Source organism: Solwaraspora sp. WMMA2059, from assembly GCF_027497315.1.
GTDB lineage: Bacteria > Actinomycetota > Actinomycetes > Mycobacteriales > Micromonosporaceae > Micromonospora_E.
In genome coordinates, this window is record NZ_CP114908.1 from 1,280,471 (window position 1) to 1,297,935 (window position 17,465).

The following is a 17,465-nucleotide window of genomic DNA, read 5'->3' on the forward strand; positions in this document are numbered from 1 at the left end:
CCTCGGCCGTCGACGCCACCGCCGACGGCCAATCACCAGGTGGCGGACCTACCGGCCGTCGTGCCGGTTCCCGCTGAACGAACGTTCGGGGTAAGTTGCATGACACACAGCTTCGTCGCTTTCTCGCCATGGAGGTCAGCCCGATGATCGGCGGTGACAAACTCGAATTCGAGATCCGTCCGAATCCACACCCGGTAGCCGACGCGGAACGCGCCGCGCTGCTGGCCAATCCCGGGTTCGGTCAGATCTTCACCGACCACATGGTCACCGTCCGGTACGCCGAGGGCAAGGGCTGGTACGACGCCCGGGTGGAGCCACGGGCGCCGATCCCGATGGATCCGGCGACCGCGGTGCTGCACTACGCCCAGGAAATCTTCGAAGGACTGAAGGCCTACCACGCTGCGGACGGGGGAGTGACCCTGTTCCGCCCGGACGCCAACGCGGCGCGGTTCATCGCCTCCGGTGCCCGGATGGCGATGCCGGCCCTGCCGGAGCAGGTCTTCCTCGACTCGCTGCGGCACCTGATCACGATTGATCGACAGTGGATTCCCGCCGGTGACGACGGCAGCCTCTACCTGCGACCGTTCATGTTCGCCAGTGAGGTCTTCCTCGGTGTCCGGCCGGCCCGCGAGTACCTCTACGCGGTGATCGCCTCACCGGTAGGTTCCTACTTCTCCGGCGGCGTCAAACCGGTGACGGTCTGGGCGTCCTCGGTCTACACCCGGGCCGCCCCGGGCGGTACCGGGGCCGCGAAGTGCGGGGGCAACTACGCCGCCTCGCTGGTGGCCCAGGCAGAGGCGATCGAGCACGGCTGCGACCAGGTGGTCTTCCTCGACGCGGTGCAACGGCAGTACGTCGACGAACTCGGCGGCATGAACGTCTTCTTCGTCTACGACGACGGTTCGCTGGTCACCCCGCCGCTGACCGGCGCGATCCTGCCGGGCATCACCCGCGAGTCGGTGATCACCCTGGCCCGCCGGGCCGGTCACCAGGTCGTGGAACAGCCGGTCAGCCTGGCCCAGTGGCAGGCCGACGCGGCCAGCGGCAGATTGCGTGAGGCGTTCGCCTGCGGCACCGCTGCGGTGATCACGCCGATCGGCCGGGTCCGCTCGGCCGACGGCGAGTTCACCGTGGCCGACGGCGGGCCGGGGGAGGTCACCATGGCGCTGCGGCAGAGCCTGGTCGACCTGCAGCGGGGCCGGGGCGCCGACCCGGACGGCTGGGTGCACCGGGTGTTCTGAGCAGCGCCGTGACGTGGTGACCGGGCCCCGGCCCGGTCACCACGTCATCCGGTCACTGGGTCAACAGGTGGTCGCGCAACGCCGTGATCCGGTCTGCGGGCAGCCCGGCTGCGCGCAGGTACCCCTCGACCGAGCCGTGCCGCTGCCGCAGCTCGGTGAGGAACGTCTGCATCGCCTCGGCCGGGCAGGAGAAGAACGGCACCGGCACCAGATGGTCGTTGCCGGCCTGGGTACGCAGCCAGGCGAGCAGCCGTTCGCTGCCGGCGTTGCTCAACGCGTAGTCCTCGGCGATCACCGAATCCCGGACCCCGAGCAGGGACAGAGTCATCGCGCAGACCAGCCCGGTGCGGTCCTTGCCGGCCATGCAGTGCACCACCGCCGGTGCGGTCCGCGCCTCGGCCAGCAGTGAGATCGCCGCGACGAAACCGTCTGCGGCCTGTTCGGTCAGATCGTGGTAGCGGTCGGCCAGGTAGCGGGCGGCACCCTGCTCCGGCTGGTAGGGGATCTCGCCCCAGTCCTGGTGCCGTAGGTGGATGTTGTGGTACTCGAAGCCGTCCGCTGGCGGGATTCGTCCGTACGTCTCGACCTCGTGCGGCCGGCGCAGGTCGATCACGGTCCGTACGCCGAGCGCATCGAACGCCGCCGCGTCGTCGGTGTCGAGCCGGTGCGGCGAGTCGGCCCGGTAGATCCGCTGCCAGCGGACCGTACGGCCGTCGAGCCCCGGGTAGCCCCCGATGTCGCGGAAGTTGAACATGGTCGCGAAGGCCAACGAGCGGGTGGCGGCGGCAGTCATGGATCCTACGGTAGCCAGCCCGACCGACACCGGTAAACGGTGCGGGTAGCCGGTGCCACCCGCACCGGCCACCCGCACCGGGTGGGTCGTCACCGGGTCAGATGATCCGGCCCGGCGCCATCGGCGGGACCGGGGTGCCGGTGGCACCGCCGTAGTAGGCGCTCAGCTTGTCGCGGTACGCCGGATCTGTCGAGCTGGTCCCGTCGTACTCGGGGGCGTCCTTGATCTGGCTCTTGTCGCGGTCGACGTAGACCTTCTGCTCGTCGTGGTCGACGTGGTTGACCACCCCGGCCGGCAGCATCACCTTCCGGCCGAAGATCCACGGCCCGGTGTCGACCACCAGATGGCTGCCGTCCACCTCTTCGGTGGCGGAGTCGATCTTGCCGATGCCGCCGTCGGTCGCCTCGACGTGGTAGCCGGCCAGGTTGGCGCCGTCGACCCCCGCGTCGTCGCGGTAGCGCCACGGGTCGAACGTGCCGGCCGGGGTGCCGCCCACGACGTCACCCTGACCACCGGCCGGCCCCGTCAGTGCGGTGTGTTGCGGATCGAGCCTGTCCATCGGAGGTCACTCCCTCGCTCGGCGGAACTGACTGCGTCGTCGTCCCAGGAATACCCATGGCGCTCGATCGGTACACCTGACCTCGGACGGTCCCACTGTCCCGCGATGTGGATTCGACTACCGGTCCGGGCGCGGTCGGTGGCAAAGTACCCTGCGTGACTCGCCTCGTACTCATTATTGGCAGTTAGCGCGCCCGGCAACCGTCCGCCGAGCGCGCAGACCTCCCGCATCCGCGGGGGGTCTTTTTGTTGGCCGTACGAGGTCGGCCGGACGAGCGGGTGGGGACGGCCCGGCGCGAGCAGCGGGTGGTACGGGACGTCCGTCGAAAGGATCGAGATGACTTTCCAGGTCTATGACACGACTCTGCGCGACGGTGCGCAGCGTGAGGGCATCAGCTACTCGGTGGTCGACAAACTCGCCGTCGCGCGGCTGCTGGACGACTTCGGCGTCGGCTTCATCGAGGGCGGCTGGCCCGGCGCGATGCCGAAGGACACCGAGTTCTTCCGCAGAGCCCGCACCGAACTCGATCTGCGGCACGCCGTACTCGTCGCGTTCGGTGCCACCCGCAAGGCCGGCGTCAAGGTCGCCGACGATCCGCAGGTACGGGCCCTGCTCGACGCCGAGACACCAGCGGTCTGCCTGGTCGCCAAGTCCGACATCCGGCACGTCGAACGGGCGCTGCGCACCACCGGCGCGGAGAACCTGGCGATGGTCACCGACACGGTCGCGCACTTCGTCGCCGAGGGCCGGCGGGTCTTCCTCGACTGCGAACACTTCTTCGACGGCTTCCGGCACGACCCGGCGTACACCGCCTCGGTGGTCAGCGCGGCGGCCGCCGCCGGCGCCGAGGTCGTGGTGATGTGCGACACCAATGGCGGGATGCTGCCGTCACAGATCGGCGCGGCGATCGCCGATCTGGTCGACCGGACCGGGCTGAGCGCCGACCGGCTCGGCATCCACTGCCAGAACGACACCTCCTGCGCGGTGGCCAACACCATCGCCGCCGTCGAGGCCGGCGTCCGGCACTTCCAGGGCACCGCCAACGGGTACGGCGAACGCCCCGGCAACGCCGACCTGTTCGCCGTCGTCGCCAACCTGCAACTCAAGCTCGGGCTGCCGGTCCTACCGGACGGCTGCCTGGAACAGATGGTGCGCGTCTCGCACGCCATCGCCGAGATCGCCAACATCGCCCCCGACACCCACCAGGCCTACGTCGGGGCCGCCGCCTTCGCCCACAAGGCGGGGCTGCACGCGAGTGCGATCAAAGTGGATCCGTTGCTGTACAACCACGTCGACCCGTCGGTTGTCGGCAACGACATGCGGATCCTGGTGACCGAGATGGCCGGCCGGGCCAGCATCGAGTTGAAGAGTCGTGAACTCGGTGTCGACCTGGCCGGCCATCCGGACGCGCTGTCCCGGGTCACCAAGCGGGTCAAGGAGCTGGAGGCCGGCGGCTGGTCCTTCGAAGCCGCCGACGCCTCGTTCGAGCTGCTGGTCCGCTCCGAGTTGGCGGCCGACACCGGTGCCGTCACCACCCGGCCGTTCGCCCTGGAGTCCTACCGGGTGCTGGTGGAGCACCGCGAGGACGGCGCGGTGGTCTCCGAGGCCACCGTCAAGGTCCGGGTACGCGGCGAGCGGGTGATCGCCACCGCCGAGGGCAACGGCCCGGTCAACGCCCTCGACGAGGCGTTGCGGGTGGCGCTGCGCAGCCACTACCCGGACCTGGCCGACTTCCGGTTGGCCGACTACAAGGTGCGGATCCTGGAAGGCAGCCAGGGCACCGGGGCGATCACCCGGGTGCTGGTGGAGACGGTCGACGGCAACGCCCGGGACTGGACCACCGTCGGGGTGCACGAGAACGTGGTCGAGGCCAGCTGGCACGCCCTGGTCGACGCGCTCACCTACGGACTGGCCCGCAGCCGGACCACCACTGGCGTCTGACCTGCCGGCCCGGGGCCACCGGTGACCTGCCCTGGCCCCGGGCGGGCGGTCCAGGTCAAGCGGCCGGCAGCACCAGCCCGGCGACGACCATCCGGTGGTCGCTGCCGGGCACCCGGTGCACGGTCACCGACCGCACCCCGATCCGGTCGTCCACCAGCACCCGGTCCAGCGTCACCGGCGGGATCGGGCTACCGCTGTACGGCCCCCAGGTGCCGACCAGCCCGTCGCCGGTCGCGTCGGCGGCGTCGACGTAGCCTGCCGCGATCAGCCGGCGCAGCGCCGCGTGGTCCAGGGTGGCGTTGAAGTCGCCGGCCAGGATTCGCGGCGGGCCCTGCGGGTCGGGGCGGGGCTGTCCGGCCAGGTCGGCCCGCCACGACGACAGGGTGTGCAGCGCGAACGGCGCCATCGGGTGCGCCGACTCGACCCGTACCGGCCCGCTGCCCGGCGGGCGGACCGTGCCGTACGACTGGGCGAAGCCGCCCACGTTGCGCCGCACCCCGTCGTCGGTGACCGGCCAGCGCGCGTAGACCGCCGACCCGGTGGTCCCCACCTCCGGATCGGCCCGGCGGTACGGCAACAGGTCGCCGACGCCGAGCCGGTCCAGCTCGGCCTCGGCCGCCGGAGTGAACTCCTGCATCGCCAGCACGTCCACCCGCTCCCGGCGCAGCAACTCCATCAGCACCGTCAGGTCCGCCGCCCCGGCCAGCAGGTTGGCCGTGGCGACCCGGACCGTGACCCCGTCGGCGGCGGTCGCGGTCCGGCCGCCGTCCGGCACCGCCCGGGGCAGCACCGCGACGGCCAACGACACCACCGCCAGCAGCGCGGCACCGCTGGCCCACCACCGCCGGGACCAGACCGCCACCGCCAGCGGGACAACCGTCCAGGCCGCCACGTACGGGGTGAACGCGAGCAGCTGCACCAGCGGGCCGGACTCCCAGCCGGCCAGCCGCAGCACCGCCCAGAGCAGCCCCGGCAGCACCACCGGCCACACCAGCCAACCGGCCGGGCGGCGCCTGGTGCTGGCCGGGGGCTGCGGGGTGGAACTGGTCTGTGGCGCGGTCACGCCGGAACGGTATCCGGTGTGACCGGCGTCGGACCTGCCACCCCGGTTCGGTGTCGGTCCTACCACCCCGGCCGGTCAATCACCCGGTCGGCGACGGATCCCGGCGTTAGAACGGCCCGATCCGGGGCACCCCTGCGCCGGCGCCGCAGTGGCCCCGCACCGTCGGGGCCGACCGGCGATTGGCGACCAGCGTCAAGGACGGTGCGATGACGACGACCGAGCCACAAGTCAGTACGGAACAGCCAGCCGACGCCGCTCCGGCCGCGGCCGCACTGGAGCAGACGCTGTTCGAGGTCAAACGGGTGATCGTCGGGCAGGACAGGCTGGTCGAGCGGCTACTCACCGCGTTGCTCGCCAACGGACACTGCCTGCTGGAGGGCGTACCGGGGATCGCCAAGACCCTCGCGGCGCAGACCCTCGCGGTCGCCGTCGGCGGCAGCTTCTCCCGGATCCAGTTCACCCCCGACCTGGTGCCCTCCGACATCGTCGGCACCCGGATCTACCGGGCGTCGACCGAGTCGTTCGACGTCGAACTCGGGCCGGTGATGGCCAACCTGGTGCTCGCCGACGAGATCAACCGGGCGCCGGCCAAGGTGCAGTCGGCGCTGCTCGAGGCGATGGCCGAGCGGCAGGTCTCGATCGGCGGCCGCAGCTACCCGGTGCCGGACCCGTTCCTGGTACTGGCCACCCAGAACCCGATCGAGTCCGAAGGCGTCTACCAGCTTCCGGAGGCGCAACGGGACCGGTTCCTGATGAAGGTCGTGGTCGACTACCCGACCGACGAGGAGGAGCTCGGCATCCTCTACCGGATGGGGGTGGACCGCCCGCAGCCCCGCCAGGTGCTGGACGCGGCCACCCTGTGCGCGATGCAGCAGCAGGCCCGGGAGGTGTTCGTCCACCACGCGCTCGCCGAGTACATCGTCCGGCTGGTGCTGGCCACCCGCCGCCCGCAACTGTTCGGGCTGCCGGAGCTGACCGGGCTGCTGGCGTACGGTGCCAGCCCGCGCGCCACCCTCGGTCTGGTCGCCGCCGCCCGGGGCCTGGCACTGCTGCGCGGCCGCGACTACGTGCTGCCCGAGGACGTCCGGGAACTCGCCACCGACGTGCTCGCCCACCGGCTGGTGCTCTCCTTCGACGCGGTCGCGGACGGCGTCGACGCCGGGTCGATCGTCCGCCGGCTGATCCAGGTGGTCCCGCCGCCGCGGATCGCGCCGGCCCACGACCAGCGACCCGGACTGGCGGCCGTCGCGTGACTGGCGACTGCCCGCCCGGCCCGGCCACCCTGCCGGAGCTGACCCCACCGGACCCGCTGCGCCGGCTGGAGCTGACCGTGACCCGGCGGCTGGACGGCCTGCTGCACGGGCAGCACCTGGGTCTGCTGCCCGGCGCCGGCAGCGAACCCGCCGGCAGCCGGGAGTACCGGCCCGGCGAGGACGAGGTACGCCGGATGGACTGGGCGGTCACCGCCCGGACCACCGTGCCGCACGTCCGCGAGGTCGACGCCGACCGGGAGCTGACCTGCTGGCTGCTGGTCGACGGGACGGCCAGCATGGACTTCGGCACCGGTGAGCTGGAGAAGCGGGAACTGGCGGTGGCGGCGGTCGCCGCGGTCGGCTTCCTGACCGCCGGCACCGGCAACGCGGTCGGGGCGCAGCTGATCGGGGCGGGCGGCATCCGCCGGTTCCCGGCCCGCACCGGCCGGGACCATCTGCTGCACCTGCTCCGTGCGCTGCTCGCGGCGCCCCGCGTACCGGCCGACCGGTCCGGCCGGGACGCGCCGCCGCCGCTGGCCGACGGGATCGACGGGCTCCGGCGGGCGGCCACCCGGCGCGGGCTGGCGGTGGTGGTCTCCGACTTCCTCGACGGACTGCCGGACGACCCGGCCGACCGGCCGGACTGGGAACGGCCGCTGCGCCGGCTCGCCGCCGGGCACCAGGTGCTGGCGATCGAGGTCACCGACCCCCGGGAACTCGACCTGCCCGACGTCGGGGTGATCACCGTCGAGGACCCGGAGACCGGCCGTCGGCGGGAGATCAGCACCGCCAGCCGGGACCTGCGGCGACGGTACGCCGAGGCCGCCGCCGAGCAGCGTGGCCAGGTGGCCGGGGCGATCCGCCGGTCCGGCGCGGCCCATCTGGCGCTGCGTACCGACCGGGACTGGGTGGCCGACATAGTCCGGCACGTGCACCGCCAACGGCAACTGGCCGGCTGCCCGCCGGCCCGCCCCGCCCCGGTACCGGCAGGAGGAGACCGATGACGTGGCAGTCCCCGGAGCGGCTGTGGCTGCTCGCCGCGGTTGCCGCGCTGGCCGGCGGCTATCTGCTGATGCAGCGGCGCGGTGCCCGGTACGCGGTTCGGTTCACCAACCTGCGGCTGCTGGACCGGGTGGCGCCGCAGCGTCCGGCCTGGCGTCGGCACCTGCCGGCCGGCCTGTTCCTGGCGATGCTGGCGTTGCTGGTGGCCGGGTTCGCCCGGCCGATGGACGAGGTCCGGGTGCCCCGGGAACGAGCCACGGTGATGGTCGCGGTGGACGTGTCCACCTCGATGCTGGCCAACGACGTACGGCCGGATCGGCTCGGCGCGGCGAAACGGTCGGCGCACGAGTTCGTCGGCGATCTGCCGGCGCAGTTCAACGTCGGCCTGGTGGCGTTCGCCGGCAACGCCTCGGTGCTGGTCGGGCCGGGTACCGACCGGGAGGCGCTGGGAGCCGGCATCGACCGGCTCGCCGAAGGGATCACCGGGGCCCAGGGCACCGCCATCGGCGAGGCGATCAAGACGTCGCTGGAGGCGATCCGGTCGCTGGACGCGCAGGCCGCCGAGGAGATCCCACCGGCGCGGATCGTGCTGCTGTCCGACGGGGCGAACACGTCCGGGCGGTCGCCGGAATCGGCGGCGGCCGAGGCGGTGGAGGCCGGGATCCCGATCGACACCATCTCGGTCGGGACCGCCGCCGGCTACATCGACTACGGCGGCGGCCGGCCGCTGCGGGTGCCGGTGGACGGCGAGAACCTCGAAGCGGTGGCCGAGTTGACCGGCGGTGCCTACCACGAGGCGGCCAGCAGCAGCCAGTTGAGTGCCGTGTACGCCGACATCGGCACCTCGGTCGGCTACCGGCTGGAGCTGGCCGACGTGTCGGCCCGGTTCATCGGATTCGGTCTGCTGCTCGCCGTGGCTGCCGCCGGGACCTCGCTGTTGTGGTTCTCCCGGCTGCCCTGACCCGCGTCACCCCCCCCGCGAGACCCGACCTGGACCTGAGGAGGAGCCGATGACTGTGCCCACCGGGCTGGGCGAGCCGCGTGGCCCGTGGTTCGTCTCGCCGGACGCGGACCGCTGGCCGGGGCTGGACGGCTCCGCCGTACCGCCGGCACCGACCCCGCCGCGACGGTGGCGCCGCCGGCTGCTGACCGTCGCCGCGGTGCTCACCCTGTCGGCGGCGTCCGGCGGGCTGGCCGGCGCGGTGGTCGCCGGCCGGGGCGGCGACGCGGGACAGCCGGCGGCGCTGCCGTCGCCGTCGGCCACCCCCGGGGTGTCGCCGGACCTGGTGGCGGCGGCGGCCAAGGTGCTGCCCGGTGTGGTGTCGGTCCAGGTCGAGCGGGGCAGCATGATATCCGGCGGGTCCGGCTTCGCGATCGACGACCAGCATCACATCATCACCAACGACCACATCCTGGACGGCGACAGCGAACCGGGGACTCCGCTCAACGGCCACCAGGTCAGCGTCGTCGCCCAGGACGGTAGGCGGCTCGTCGCCGAGGTGGTCGGCCGGGACCCGGACAGCGACATCGCGGTGCTGCGGGTGCCGTCGTCCGCCGGTCTTCGTCCGCTGGCCCTGGCCCAGCCCGGCGCCACCCAGGTCGGAGAGTCGGTCCTGGCGGTCGGCTCCCCGCTCGGCCTGTCCGGCACGGTCACCGCCGGGATTGTCAGCGCCCTGGACCGTGAGGTGATGCTCGGCAACGGCGGGCGGCAGACCGCGGTGCAGACCGACGCGTCGATCAATCCCGGCAACTCGGGCGGGCCGCTGGTCAACGTCGACGGCGAGGTGATCGGGGTGAACACCGCCATCGCCACGTTGGAGGGTGTCGGGTCGATCGGCATCGGCTTCGCCATCCCGATCCACCGGGCCGAGCAGACGGCCGACGAGATCATCCGGCGGGGCGGCTGACCACCGCCCAGGTGGTCGGCGCCGAGGGCGGCGGTACTGTCGGATGATGGCGGCAGGCGAGATGCGGGTCACCGACTCGGTGGTGATCCCGGCGGGCGAGTTGACCGAGCGGTTCTCCCGTTCGTCCGGACCCGGCGGCCAGGGTGTCAACACGGCGGACTCGCGGGTCGAGCTGTCGTTCGACGTCGCCGGCTCGACCGCGCTGCCGTCGTGGCTGCGCCAGCGGGCGGTGCAGCGGCTGGCCAGTCGGTTGGTCGGCGGGGTGTTGACGGTCACCGCCAGCGAGCACCGCAACCAGTTGGCGAACCGGGCCGCGGCCCGGGACCGGTTGTCCGCGCTGCTGCGGGAGGCGATCGCGCCGCCGGCGCCGCCGCGGCGGCCGACCCGGCCGTCCCGGGCGGCGAAGGAACGGCGGATCAGCGACAAGAAACGCCGGGCGCAGACGAAGCGTCTGCGCCGCGGCGATCCTGACTGACCCGGTACGCGGCCTGGTCAGCTATTCGGCCCGGTCAGCACCAGCAGGCGTTGGCCCAGCTGTCGGTGGACCAGAAGTGCGAGCCCCAGTCGCCCGGCGTCCACGATCCGGTGGACCAGAAGTGGCTCGACCAGGCGGGGTCCACCCAGGACCCAGAGCCGTCCCAGGACGGCGAGGTCCAGGCCGCGCCGCCCCAGGTGCGACTGGCCCAGGAGGTGCCGGTCCAGCCGTCCGCGGCCATCCGGTGGCCCAGCCAGACGCCGCCGGACCAGGCGGTCCGGGCCGCGGACTGGCTGGCCCAGGCCGGGCTGCTGAACGGGCCGAAGATGCTCTGCTCGCCCTGCAGCGTCACGTTGTTGCGGGCCACCCGGCTGGTGCCCCGGGACGCGTCGATCGGGCCGTGTCCGTCGGACCTTGTCCACTGCTGCGGCTGCCACACCGGGGTGTAGGTCAGCGCCGTCTGCAGGTTGATGCTGCGCAGACCGAGGTTCGCGCCCCCGCCGGTGGGCAGGAAGGTGCCGCTCTCCACCAGCACCTGCTTGACCTCGTCCGGGGTCAGCCACGGCTTGGCTTGGAGCAGCAGCGCGGCGACGGCCGAGGTGACCGCGACCGCCTGCGAGGTGCCGGTGCCCCGGAACAGGGTGCTGCCGACCCGGGCACCGGGGTAGTGGTTGTCGACGTTGGAGCCCGGGTTACGCAGCGACAGCACCGATTCGCCGGGAGCCAGCAGATCCAGTTGCCGGCCGGCGGTGGCGAGGTTGGTGAACGGCGCGAGTTCGTCGTCGGCGGTGGTCAGCGTGCCCTTGGTCAGACTGGCGCCGACCGTGACGACGTACGGGTTGGTCGCTGGATTGTCCAGCCGGCCGAACCCGTTGCCGTCGTTGCCGGCGGCCGCCACGACCACGATCCCGGCGTGCCACGCCTGTTCGACGGCGAAGTGCAGCGGATCGGTCCAGAAGGCTGGGTTGCCGGCGGAGCCGTACGCCAGGTTCAGTACCCGGATCGGATGGGTGGGGTCGTGGTCGCGGTTGGTGACGACCCAGTCGACCGCCGCGATGACCTGTGAGACGTCGACCGCGCCGTTGGCCGTACCGACCTTGACCGAGGTCAGTTTCGCCTTCGGTGCCAGCCCGCGTGCGCCGCTGGTCGGATCGTCGCCGATCAGTACACCGGCGAGGTGGGTGCCGTGTCCGTAGGTGTCGAGCCAGCGCAGATTTGTCGCCTGCGACTCGAAGGACAGGTCCGGGCCGTTGACCAGCCGGTTCGCCGGCAGGCCGGGGACCGGTACCACCCCGGTGTCGATCATCGCGATGCCGATCCCGGTGCCGTCCAGTGCCGCCGTCGCCGGGGTGTCCGCGCCGACGATGCTCCGGACGTCGGCCAGTGAGGTGCCCTGGCCGATGCCGGGGGAGCCGTTCCACAGGCTGGCGAAGTCCCCGGCCGGTGCGGTGCCCGGCCGCGTCGCGGGCACGTCGTCCGGCCGCGTCGCCGACCCGCCGGCCACGGCGGCGGCGAGCACCACGACCGTCGACAGTGCAGCGATTTGTTTTCGGTATCCGCGCCGTTGGTGTACAGCGCTCATCGTCGGCACCGGTGCGATCCTCCTGGCGAATAACAAGATCATGGCTACCGGAGAGTCGATCCGATAAGGACGCGTTCCCGGTACCACGGTGGACATGTTACGTAGCAGAAACCTCTCGGCTGAGAACGAACATCCCCCTATCGTGCAGGACGTGCGTCGGGCCGGTGGACTCCCATGCCCGGTGACCGACGGATAGCATCCAATTCGGTGGTGCCGTAGTGGAGGCACCGTTAACCACGCCGACACGCCCGTCGGCCCACCAGGTCGCGGCAGGCGGGTCCGGTGACCGGCACGCCGGTGGTGACGAGGGCGGTGAGAAGTACGACGTGGCGGCGACCGATCCGGTCACGGGAGCCCGTCCGCGCGCGTCCCTTGATCCATTCCTCAGACGCCAGTTGGGTCGGGCGGGGCATCCCTGCGGGGTGTTCCTGTTCGATGTCGACTTCTTCAAGACGGTCAACGACGTCTACGGCCACCTACGCGGTGACCGGGTGCTGCGCCAGCTCGCCGAGCGGGTACGCGCCACCTGCCGGCCGCAGGACGTGCTGTTCCGCTACGGCGGCGACGAATTCGTCGTGGTGCTACCGCAGACCGACCGCACCGAGGCGGTCCGGCTCGCCCTGCGGCTGACCGAACGGATCCGCAGTACCGAGTTTTCCGGAGACCCGCCGCTGCACCTGACGGTCAGCCTCGGGGTGGCGAGCGCACCTGCGGACGGCACCACCGCCGAACACCTGCTGGACCACGCTGACCGGCGCAACTATCTCGCCAAACGGCGAGGGCGGGACAGCGCCGTCGCCGATGACGTGGAGATCACCGACGGGAGCGGCTCCCGGCTGTGGGAGCGCGACGAGGCGCTGCGCCGTACCCACGAGTTCCTGACCCGGCTGCAGGTGACCGGCCGCGGCGCGGCCCGGGTGCACGGGCAGCGGGGTGCCGGGCACACCCGTTTCCTCGTCGAGACCGCCCGGCTGGCCGCGTTGCGCGGGTTCGCCGTGGTCACGGTGCCGCCCGAACCGGAGCCGCTGCCGCTGCCGGTCTTCGCCAACCAGGTGGTGCTGATCGCCGACCTCGCCGCCGTCGACCGGGTCCCACACCTGCTGCGGGTCTGGTCCCGTCCGCGGCTGCTGCCCGCCGTGCTCGGGCTGGTGCAGGCCAGCACCGAGACGGCCGGCCCGGCCGGGCCCGCCGGTGCCGGCGAGCCGGTCTCGGTGACCGGTCCCGGACCGCTGCCCGGTGTCGGTCCGTCCGGTGTGCACCTGCCAGAGCTGGAGCAGATCGAGCTCGCCCCGTGGTCGCCGGCGACGACTCGGATCTGGTTGCGGACCGCGCTGCGCGGCGAGCCCAGCCGGACCCTGGTGAACTGGTTCGTCCGGCAGACCGGCGGGCTGCCGGCCGCCGCCGACCGGGAACTCGACCGGGTACGTGCCCGCCGTGGCCTGGTCGGTTCCGGCACCGGCGGCTGGACGTTGAGCCCGGACCTGCTCGGCCGGCCACGGCGGCGGGTGCGGCTGCCGGCCCCGCTGACCCCGCTGGTCGGCCGGGACCGCGACGTCGCCCGGATCGACGCGCTGCTGGCGACCAGCCGGCTGGTCACGCTCGTCGGCGCCGGCGGGATCGGCAAGACCCGGCTGTCGCTGTCGGTGGCCGCCGGTCTCGCGGCCCGGTTCGACGACGGGGTGTGCTTCGTGGCGCTGGCCGCCTGCCGCACCGCGACGGAGGTGCTCACCGCGGTCGCCGCCGCGCTGGACGTGCCGGTTCGCGCCGGGCAGGCGGTGCTGGACGCGGTGGTCAACCACACCGCGGACACCGAGTTGCTGCTGGTGCTGGACAACCTGGAGCAGGCGTTGGCCGCCGGACCGCCGTTGGGCCAGCTGCTGGCCGCCGCCGGGCGCGTTCGGGTGCTGGCCACCAGCCGGGAGCCGTTGGGGATCTACGGCGAACAGGTCTACCGGGTGCTGCCGCTGCCGCTGCCCCGCCTCGACGACCTGCCGCGCGGGGCGTCGGCCGCCGCCCGCGCGGTGGCGCAGCATCCGGCGATCGCCCTGTTCGACCAGCTCGCCCGAGCTGCCGACGCGGATTTCCGGCTGACCGCTGACGCGCTGCCGGCGGTGGCGGAGCTGTGCCGGCGGCTGGACGGACTGCCGCTGGCGATCGAACTGGCCGCCGCGCGTACCGACCAGTTGAGCCCGGCGGTGGTGCTGGACCGGCTCGGCCCGCATCTGGATCCGCTCGGTCCCGGGCCACGCGACCGGCCGGCCCGCCAGCGGACCCTGCATGGCACGGTCGACTGGAGTTTCGGCCTGCTGGAGCCGGCGCACCAGGACGTGTTCACCGCGACCGCCGTCTTCACCGCCGAGCCGACGGCGGCAGCCGTGGCCGCCGTCGCCGGGCTGGGGTCTGCGGCCACGGCGGGGTCTGCGGCCGTCGACCGGGTCGCCGAAGCGTTGGAGGCGTTGGTCCGCAAGAGCCTGGTGGTGGCGGTGACCAGGCGGTCCGGCACCCGCCGGTACGCGATGCTGAACACCATCCAGGCCCGGGCCCGCCAGCTGTGCACCACCGGGCAGCGGGCCCGGCAACTGCGCAACCATCTGGCGTACTGCGCCGGGCTGGCGGACCGGGCGGCCGCCGGGATGGTCGGGCCGGAGCAGAGCCGCTGGGCGGACGAGATCGACCACGACTACCCGGACCTGCGGGCCGCGCTGGAGTACGCGCTCGCCGCCGACGACCTGGCCACCGCGACCCGGCTGTGCCTGGGGCTGTGGCGGTACTGGCGCAACGGCAACCAGATCCGCGACGGCCGCCAGTGGCTCGACCGGCTGCTTTCCGCCCCCGCCGGGCTGGCCGTGGAGCACCGTCGCCAACTGCTCTATCCGGCGGCGGTGCTGGCCGCCACCCAGGACGACACCGCCACCGCCGCCCGGCTCGGCGAGGAGTGCCTGCGCCTCACCGAGCAGGCCGGCGACGCCGAGGGCGCCGCGCAGGCCCGCAACATCCTCGGCGTCGCGGCGATGCTGGCCGGCCGCTACGGCGAGGCCGGCGAACACTTCCGGTACGGACTGGAGGTGTGGCGCGAGCTCGGGGCGAAGCCCGGCATGGCGATCGCGCTCGGCAACCTCGCCAAGGTCTGCCTGCGGACCGGCGACATCGCCGACGCCGACTGGCACATCAACCAGTGCCTGGCGCTGGAGCGGGAGGCCGGCAACAGTCGCGGCGTGCTGCTCGGTCTGACCTGTCTGGCCGAGATCCTGCTGGCCCGGCCGGATCCGGCCGGCGCGGCAGCCGTGGCCCGGGAAGCACACGACCTGGCCACCGGGCTGGGGGACCTGTTCGGCGAGGCGGTCGCGCTGCACCATCTCGGGCAGTGCGAGCTGGCCGGCGGGGACCGGCCGGCCGCACTGCGGTTGTTCGTCGCCGCCCTGGAACGGCGGTTCGAGCTGGGCGACCGGGCGGACCTGTCCACCTCGTTGGAGACGGTGGCCGAGGTGACCGTCGACGACGACCCGGCCCTGGCGGTACGGATTCTCGCCGCGGTCGACTCGTTGCGCTACCGGTTCGGTCTGGTCGCACCGGTGGCGGTGCAGCAGCGGCGGGACGCCGCCCTTGACGTCGCGCGGCGCGCGTTGACCCCTGACGCGTTCGACGCCGCCTGGTGCACGGGTGTGGCCACCCCGCTGGACCTGGTCGTCGACCAGGCACTGGACTGCGCACCGGAGGGACCCCGGGACCCGGCCACGGTGCTAGGGTCCCGGGGGTGATCGAAGCAGCTGTCCACCTTGCCGCCCAACCCCGTCTCGACACCCTGGTCACCGAGTGGCGTTCCGAGGCGCAGCGGCTGCGTACCGACTATGCCGGCACCGCGTGGCTCGGTGACCGCCCGGCGGACGACACCGGCCTGGCCGGCCCCGACTACACCCGCCGCAGCGTGGACGCGCAGCTGTTCCTGCCGGACACCCACTGGTACGCCGTCGATGCCCTGGATGACGTGGAAATTCAGGTGACGGGCGGGCTGGTGCAGGTGGCCGCCACCGCCCGGCAGACCCAGGGGCTGGTCGGCGCGCTCGCCGCGCCGACGGTCGACTTCTTCGAGCACCCCGACGGCGAGCCCGGTGTCGGGCTCTGCCTGTCCCTGAGCGGTGAGATCTGGTCCAACCTCGGGCTGTCCTACCGGGTGAGCGTGCTCTGCCGGCCGGACGCGGTGCTGCGGTCCGGCGGGCGGGCCGACGACGAGCCGGCCGACGAGGCCTGACCGGATCGGACCTGGCGGGTCGGCCTACCTGGGTCGGCCTACGCTGGTCGGGTGGTGACCGACACCCTGCTCGACCGGGTTACCTGGACCCGGCGCCGCGACGCGCACGCCGAGCGCGTCGACCGGCTGGTGGGCGCACACCTGGAACGCCGCCGCCGGGGCGAGCCACATCCGGTCGCCGACTTCCTGTTCACCTACTACGCGTACCGGCCGGCGCAGCTGCGTCGCTGGCATCCGGGGGCGGGGGTGCGGCTCGCCGACACCGAGCCGACGCGGTGGGGCCGGGACTACCGGACGGTTCCGAGCGGCGACGGGGTGGCGGTCACCGTGGACACCGCCGGGCTGTTGGCCCGGCGCGGCGAGTTCGTCACCTGGGTACGGGACCTGCTGGCCCGGACCGCGGCCCGGCCGGCGCACCTGGGCTGCTTCGGCCTGCATGAGTGGGCGATGGTCTACCGGCAGCCCGCCGACGAGGTCCGCCACCACCGGTGGCCGCTGCGGATGAGTCCGGCCGGCCTCGCCGAGTTCGTCGACGGCCAGCGGATCCGGTGCAGCCATTTCGACGCGTACCGATTCTTCACCCCGGCGGCCCGGCCGCTGAACCTGTTTTCCCCGCAGCGCTCCGACCAGGCCGACTTCGAACAACCGGGCTGCCTGCATGCCAACATGGATCTGTACAAGTGGTCCTTTCGGTTGAGTCCGCTGGTGCCCGGCGAGTTGGTGGTGGACTGCTTCGAGTTGGCCCGTGACATCCGGGACCTGGACATGCGGGCCAGTCCGTACGACCTGCGGGAGCTGGGCTATCCCCCGGTGCGGATCGAGACCGCGGCAGGTCGGGCCGAGTACGCGACGATGCAGCGGGATTTCGCCGAGCGGGCCGCAGTACTGCGGAACCGCCTGTTGCGGTGTATCGCCCGATTCGATGGGTTTGGTCAGTCGGATCAGCTGAGCTGACATTTCCGACTCACCCTCAGCTTTCTGCGCCAATCGTGGCCACCTGCTGAGCGCTGCCCTAATTCAGTCAGCTCCAATGATTGACCGGACCTAGACGTTCAACTAATCTCAAGCGCAGCAACAAGCTAGAACGTCAGGTGGAAGTCAAGGAGCGGCCCAGCGAACGGCTCCCGGGCCGACAAGGAGGTGCGCGATGTTGGCGGAACTGTCGACGTCCTGGGGTGCCACCCAGGACTACGACCTGGACATCGACGTGGACGGGCTGGACCTCGGGCCACTCACCGTCACCGCGATGCGGGACTCGGTGGCGTTGCCGGAGACCGGCGCCTCCTCGGCCGGTGACGGCGGTCGCGCCTCCTGCTCCTGCTGCTACGTCACCTGATCCACCGGCGCCACCGTCGGCGCCGGTCACCGACGTCCTCGCCGACCGTGCGGGGCGAACCTCT

At 72.6% G+C, this 17,465-nt stretch carries 15 protein-coding genes; 11 read left to right on the forward strand and 4 right to left on the reverse strand.

The annotated features are described in order from the left end of the window. Positions 1-143: 143 nt before the first annotated feature. Positions 144-1,241: a branched-chain amino acid aminotransferase gene (locus tag O7553_RS05755; protein ID WP_281555490.1), complete on the forward strand. Its 1,098-nt coding sequence runs from the start codon at positions 144-146 to the stop codon at positions 1,239-1,241. A 52-nt stretch (positions 1,242-1,293) separates the two neighbouring features. On the opposite strand, the gene O7553_RS05760 is transcribed toward O7553_RS05755, so the two are convergent. Beyond that, on the reverse strand, positions 1,294-2,034 hold the full coding sequence (locus tag O7553_RS05760) for a tyrosine-protein phosphatase (RefSeq protein ID WP_281553817.1): 741 nt from the start codon (positions 2,032-2,034) through the stop codon (positions 1,294-1,296). Positions 2,035-2,131: 97 nt separating this feature from the next. Continuing rightward, positions 2,132-2,593, reverse strand: a complete 462-nt coding sequence (locus O7553_RS05765) for a PRC-barrel domain containing protein (protein ID WP_281553818.1) — start codon at positions 2,591-2,593, stop codon at positions 2,132-2,134. Between the two features lie 336 nt (positions 2,594-2,929). On the opposite strand from O7553_RS05765, the gene cimA reads away from it, so the two are divergent. Beyond that, complete coding sequence (gene cimA / locus O7553_RS05770) at positions 2,930-4,534, forward strand: citramalate synthase (protein WP_281553819.1); 1,605 nt, start codon at positions 2,930-2,932, stop codon at positions 4,532-4,534. 55 nt (positions 4,535-4,589) lie between these two features. Here cimA and O7553_RS05775 read toward each other — a convergent pair whose 3' ends face one another. Further along, the gene (locus O7553_RS05775) at positions 4,590-5,597 is read right to left on the reverse strand and encodes an endonuclease/exonuclease/phosphatase family protein (protein ID WP_281553820.1); all 1,008 of its coding nucleotides are present in this window, start codon (positions 5,595-5,597) and stop codon (positions 4,590-4,592) included. Positions 5,598-5,803: 206 nt separating this feature from the next. On the opposite strand from O7553_RS05775, the gene O7553_RS05780 reads away from it, so the two are divergent. Genes O7553_RS05780 through arfB form a run of 5 tightly spaced genes read left to right on the forward strand, consistent with a single transcriptional unit; the run spans position 5,804 to position 10,234 of the window. Continuing rightward, positions 5,804-6,850, forward strand: coding sequence for a MoxR family ATPase (locus O7553_RS05780; RefSeq protein ID WP_348650097.1), 1,047 nt, complete (start codon positions 5,804-5,806; stop codon positions 6,848-6,850). Continuing rightward, positions 6,847-7,854 (forward strand): DUF58 domain-containing protein, encoded by a 1,008-nt coding sequence (locus tag O7553_RS05785; protein WP_281553821.1) that lies wholly within the window; start codon positions 6,847-6,849, stop codon positions 7,852-7,854. The genes O7553_RS05780 and O7553_RS05785 overlap by 4 nt, the downstream gene beginning before the upstream one ends. After that, entirely contained in the window at positions 7,851-8,813 is a 963-nt protein-coding gene (locus tag O7553_RS05790) for a VWA domain-containing protein (RefSeq protein WP_281553822.1), read from the forward strand. The genes O7553_RS05785 and O7553_RS05790 overlap by 4 nt, the downstream gene beginning before the upstream one ends. Before the next feature lie 49 nt (positions 8,814-8,862). Beyond that, positions 8,863-9,759, forward strand: coding sequence for a trypsin-like peptidase domain-containing protein (locus O7553_RS05795; protein WP_281553823.1), 897 nt, complete (start codon positions 8,863-8,865; stop codon positions 9,757-9,759). Between the two features lie 46 nt (positions 9,760-9,805). Further along, positions 9,806-10,234: an alternative ribosome rescue aminoacyl-tRNA hydrolase ArfB gene (arfB, locus tag O7553_RS05800; protein WP_281555491.1), complete on the forward strand. Its 429-nt coding sequence runs from the start codon at positions 9,806-9,808 to the stop codon at positions 10,232-10,234. A 34-nt stretch (positions 10,235-10,268) separates the two neighbouring features. Here the strand turns inward: arfB and O7553_RS05805 are convergent, their stop codons facing one another. After that, positions 10,269-11,816, reverse strand: a complete 1,548-nt coding sequence (locus O7553_RS05805; RefSeq protein ID WP_281553824.1) for a S8 family serine peptidase — start codon at positions 11,814-11,816, stop codon at positions 10,269-10,271. Between the two features lie 326 nt (positions 11,817-12,142). On the opposite strand from O7553_RS05805, the gene O7553_RS05810 reads away from it, so the two are divergent. From O7553_RS05810 to O7553_RS05825, 4 genes are all read left to right on the forward strand, one after another. Then, the gene (locus tag O7553_RS05810) at positions 12,143-15,574 is read left to right on the forward strand and encodes a diguanylate cyclase (RefSeq protein WP_281555492.1); all 3,432 of its coding nucleotides are present in this window, start codon (positions 12,143-12,145) and stop codon (positions 15,572-15,574) included. After that, on the forward strand, positions 15,571-16,065 hold the full coding sequence (locus O7553_RS05815; RefSeq protein WP_281553825.1) for a hypothetical protein: 495 nt from the start codon (positions 15,571-15,573) through the stop codon (positions 16,063-16,065). The genes O7553_RS05810 and O7553_RS05815 overlap by 4 nt, the downstream gene beginning before the upstream one ends. 51 nt (positions 16,066-16,116) lie before the next feature. Further along, the gene (locus O7553_RS05820; protein ID WP_281553826.1) at positions 16,117-17,019 is read left to right on the forward strand and encodes a 3-methyladenine DNA glycosylase; all 903 of its coding nucleotides are present in this window, start codon (positions 16,117-16,119) and stop codon (positions 17,017-17,019) included. 193 nt (positions 17,020-17,212) lie between these two features. Further along, a complete protein-coding gene (locus tag O7553_RS05825) occupies positions 17,213-17,401 on the forward strand; it encodes a thiazolylpeptide-type bacteriocin (protein WP_281553827.1) in 189 nt (62 codons plus the stop codon). The last annotated feature ends 64 nt before the right edge of the window (positions 17,402-17,465 follow it).

Excerpts from the sequence above, each read along its gene's own strand:
- O7553_RS05755 (WP_281555490.1), top strand. The coding sequence starts at position 144 with ATGATCGGCGGTGACAAACTCGAATTCGAGATCCGTCCGAATCCACAC.
- O7553_RS05760 (WP_281553817.1), bottom strand. The coding sequence starts at position 2,034 with ATGACTGCCGCCGCCACCCGCTCGTTGGCCTTCGCGACCATGTTCAAC.
- O7553_RS05765 (WP_281553818.1), bottom strand. The coding sequence starts at position 2,593 with ATGGACAGGCTCGATCCGCAACACACCGCACTGACGGGGCCGGCCGGT.
- cimA (WP_281553819.1), top strand. The coding sequence starts at position 2,930 with ATGACTTTCCAGGTCTATGACACGACTCTGCGCGACGGTGCGCAGCGT.
- O7553_RS05780 (WP_348650097.1), top strand. The coding sequence starts at position 5,804 with ATGACGACGACCGAGCCACAAGTCAGTACGGAACAGCCAGCCGACGCC.
- O7553_RS05790 (WP_281553822.1), top strand. The coding sequence starts at position 7,851 with ATGACGTGGCAGTCCCCGGAGCGGCTGTGGCTGCTCGCCGCGGTTGCC.
- O7553_RS05795 (WP_281553823.1), top strand. The coding sequence starts at position 8,863 with ATGACTGTGCCCACCGGGCTGGGCGAGCCGCGTGGCCCGTGGTTCGTC.
- arfB (WP_281555491.1), top strand. The coding sequence starts at position 9,806 with ATGGCGGCAGGCGAGATGCGGGTCACCGACTCGGTGGTGATCCCGGCG.
- O7553_RS05805 (WP_281553824.1), bottom strand. The coding sequence starts at position 11,816 with ATGAGCGCTGTACACCAACGGCGCGGATACCGAAAACAAATCGCTGCA.
- O7553_RS05825 (WP_281553827.1), top strand. The coding sequence starts at position 17,213 with ATGTTGGCGGAACTGTCGACGTCCTGGGGTGCCACCCAGGACTACGAC.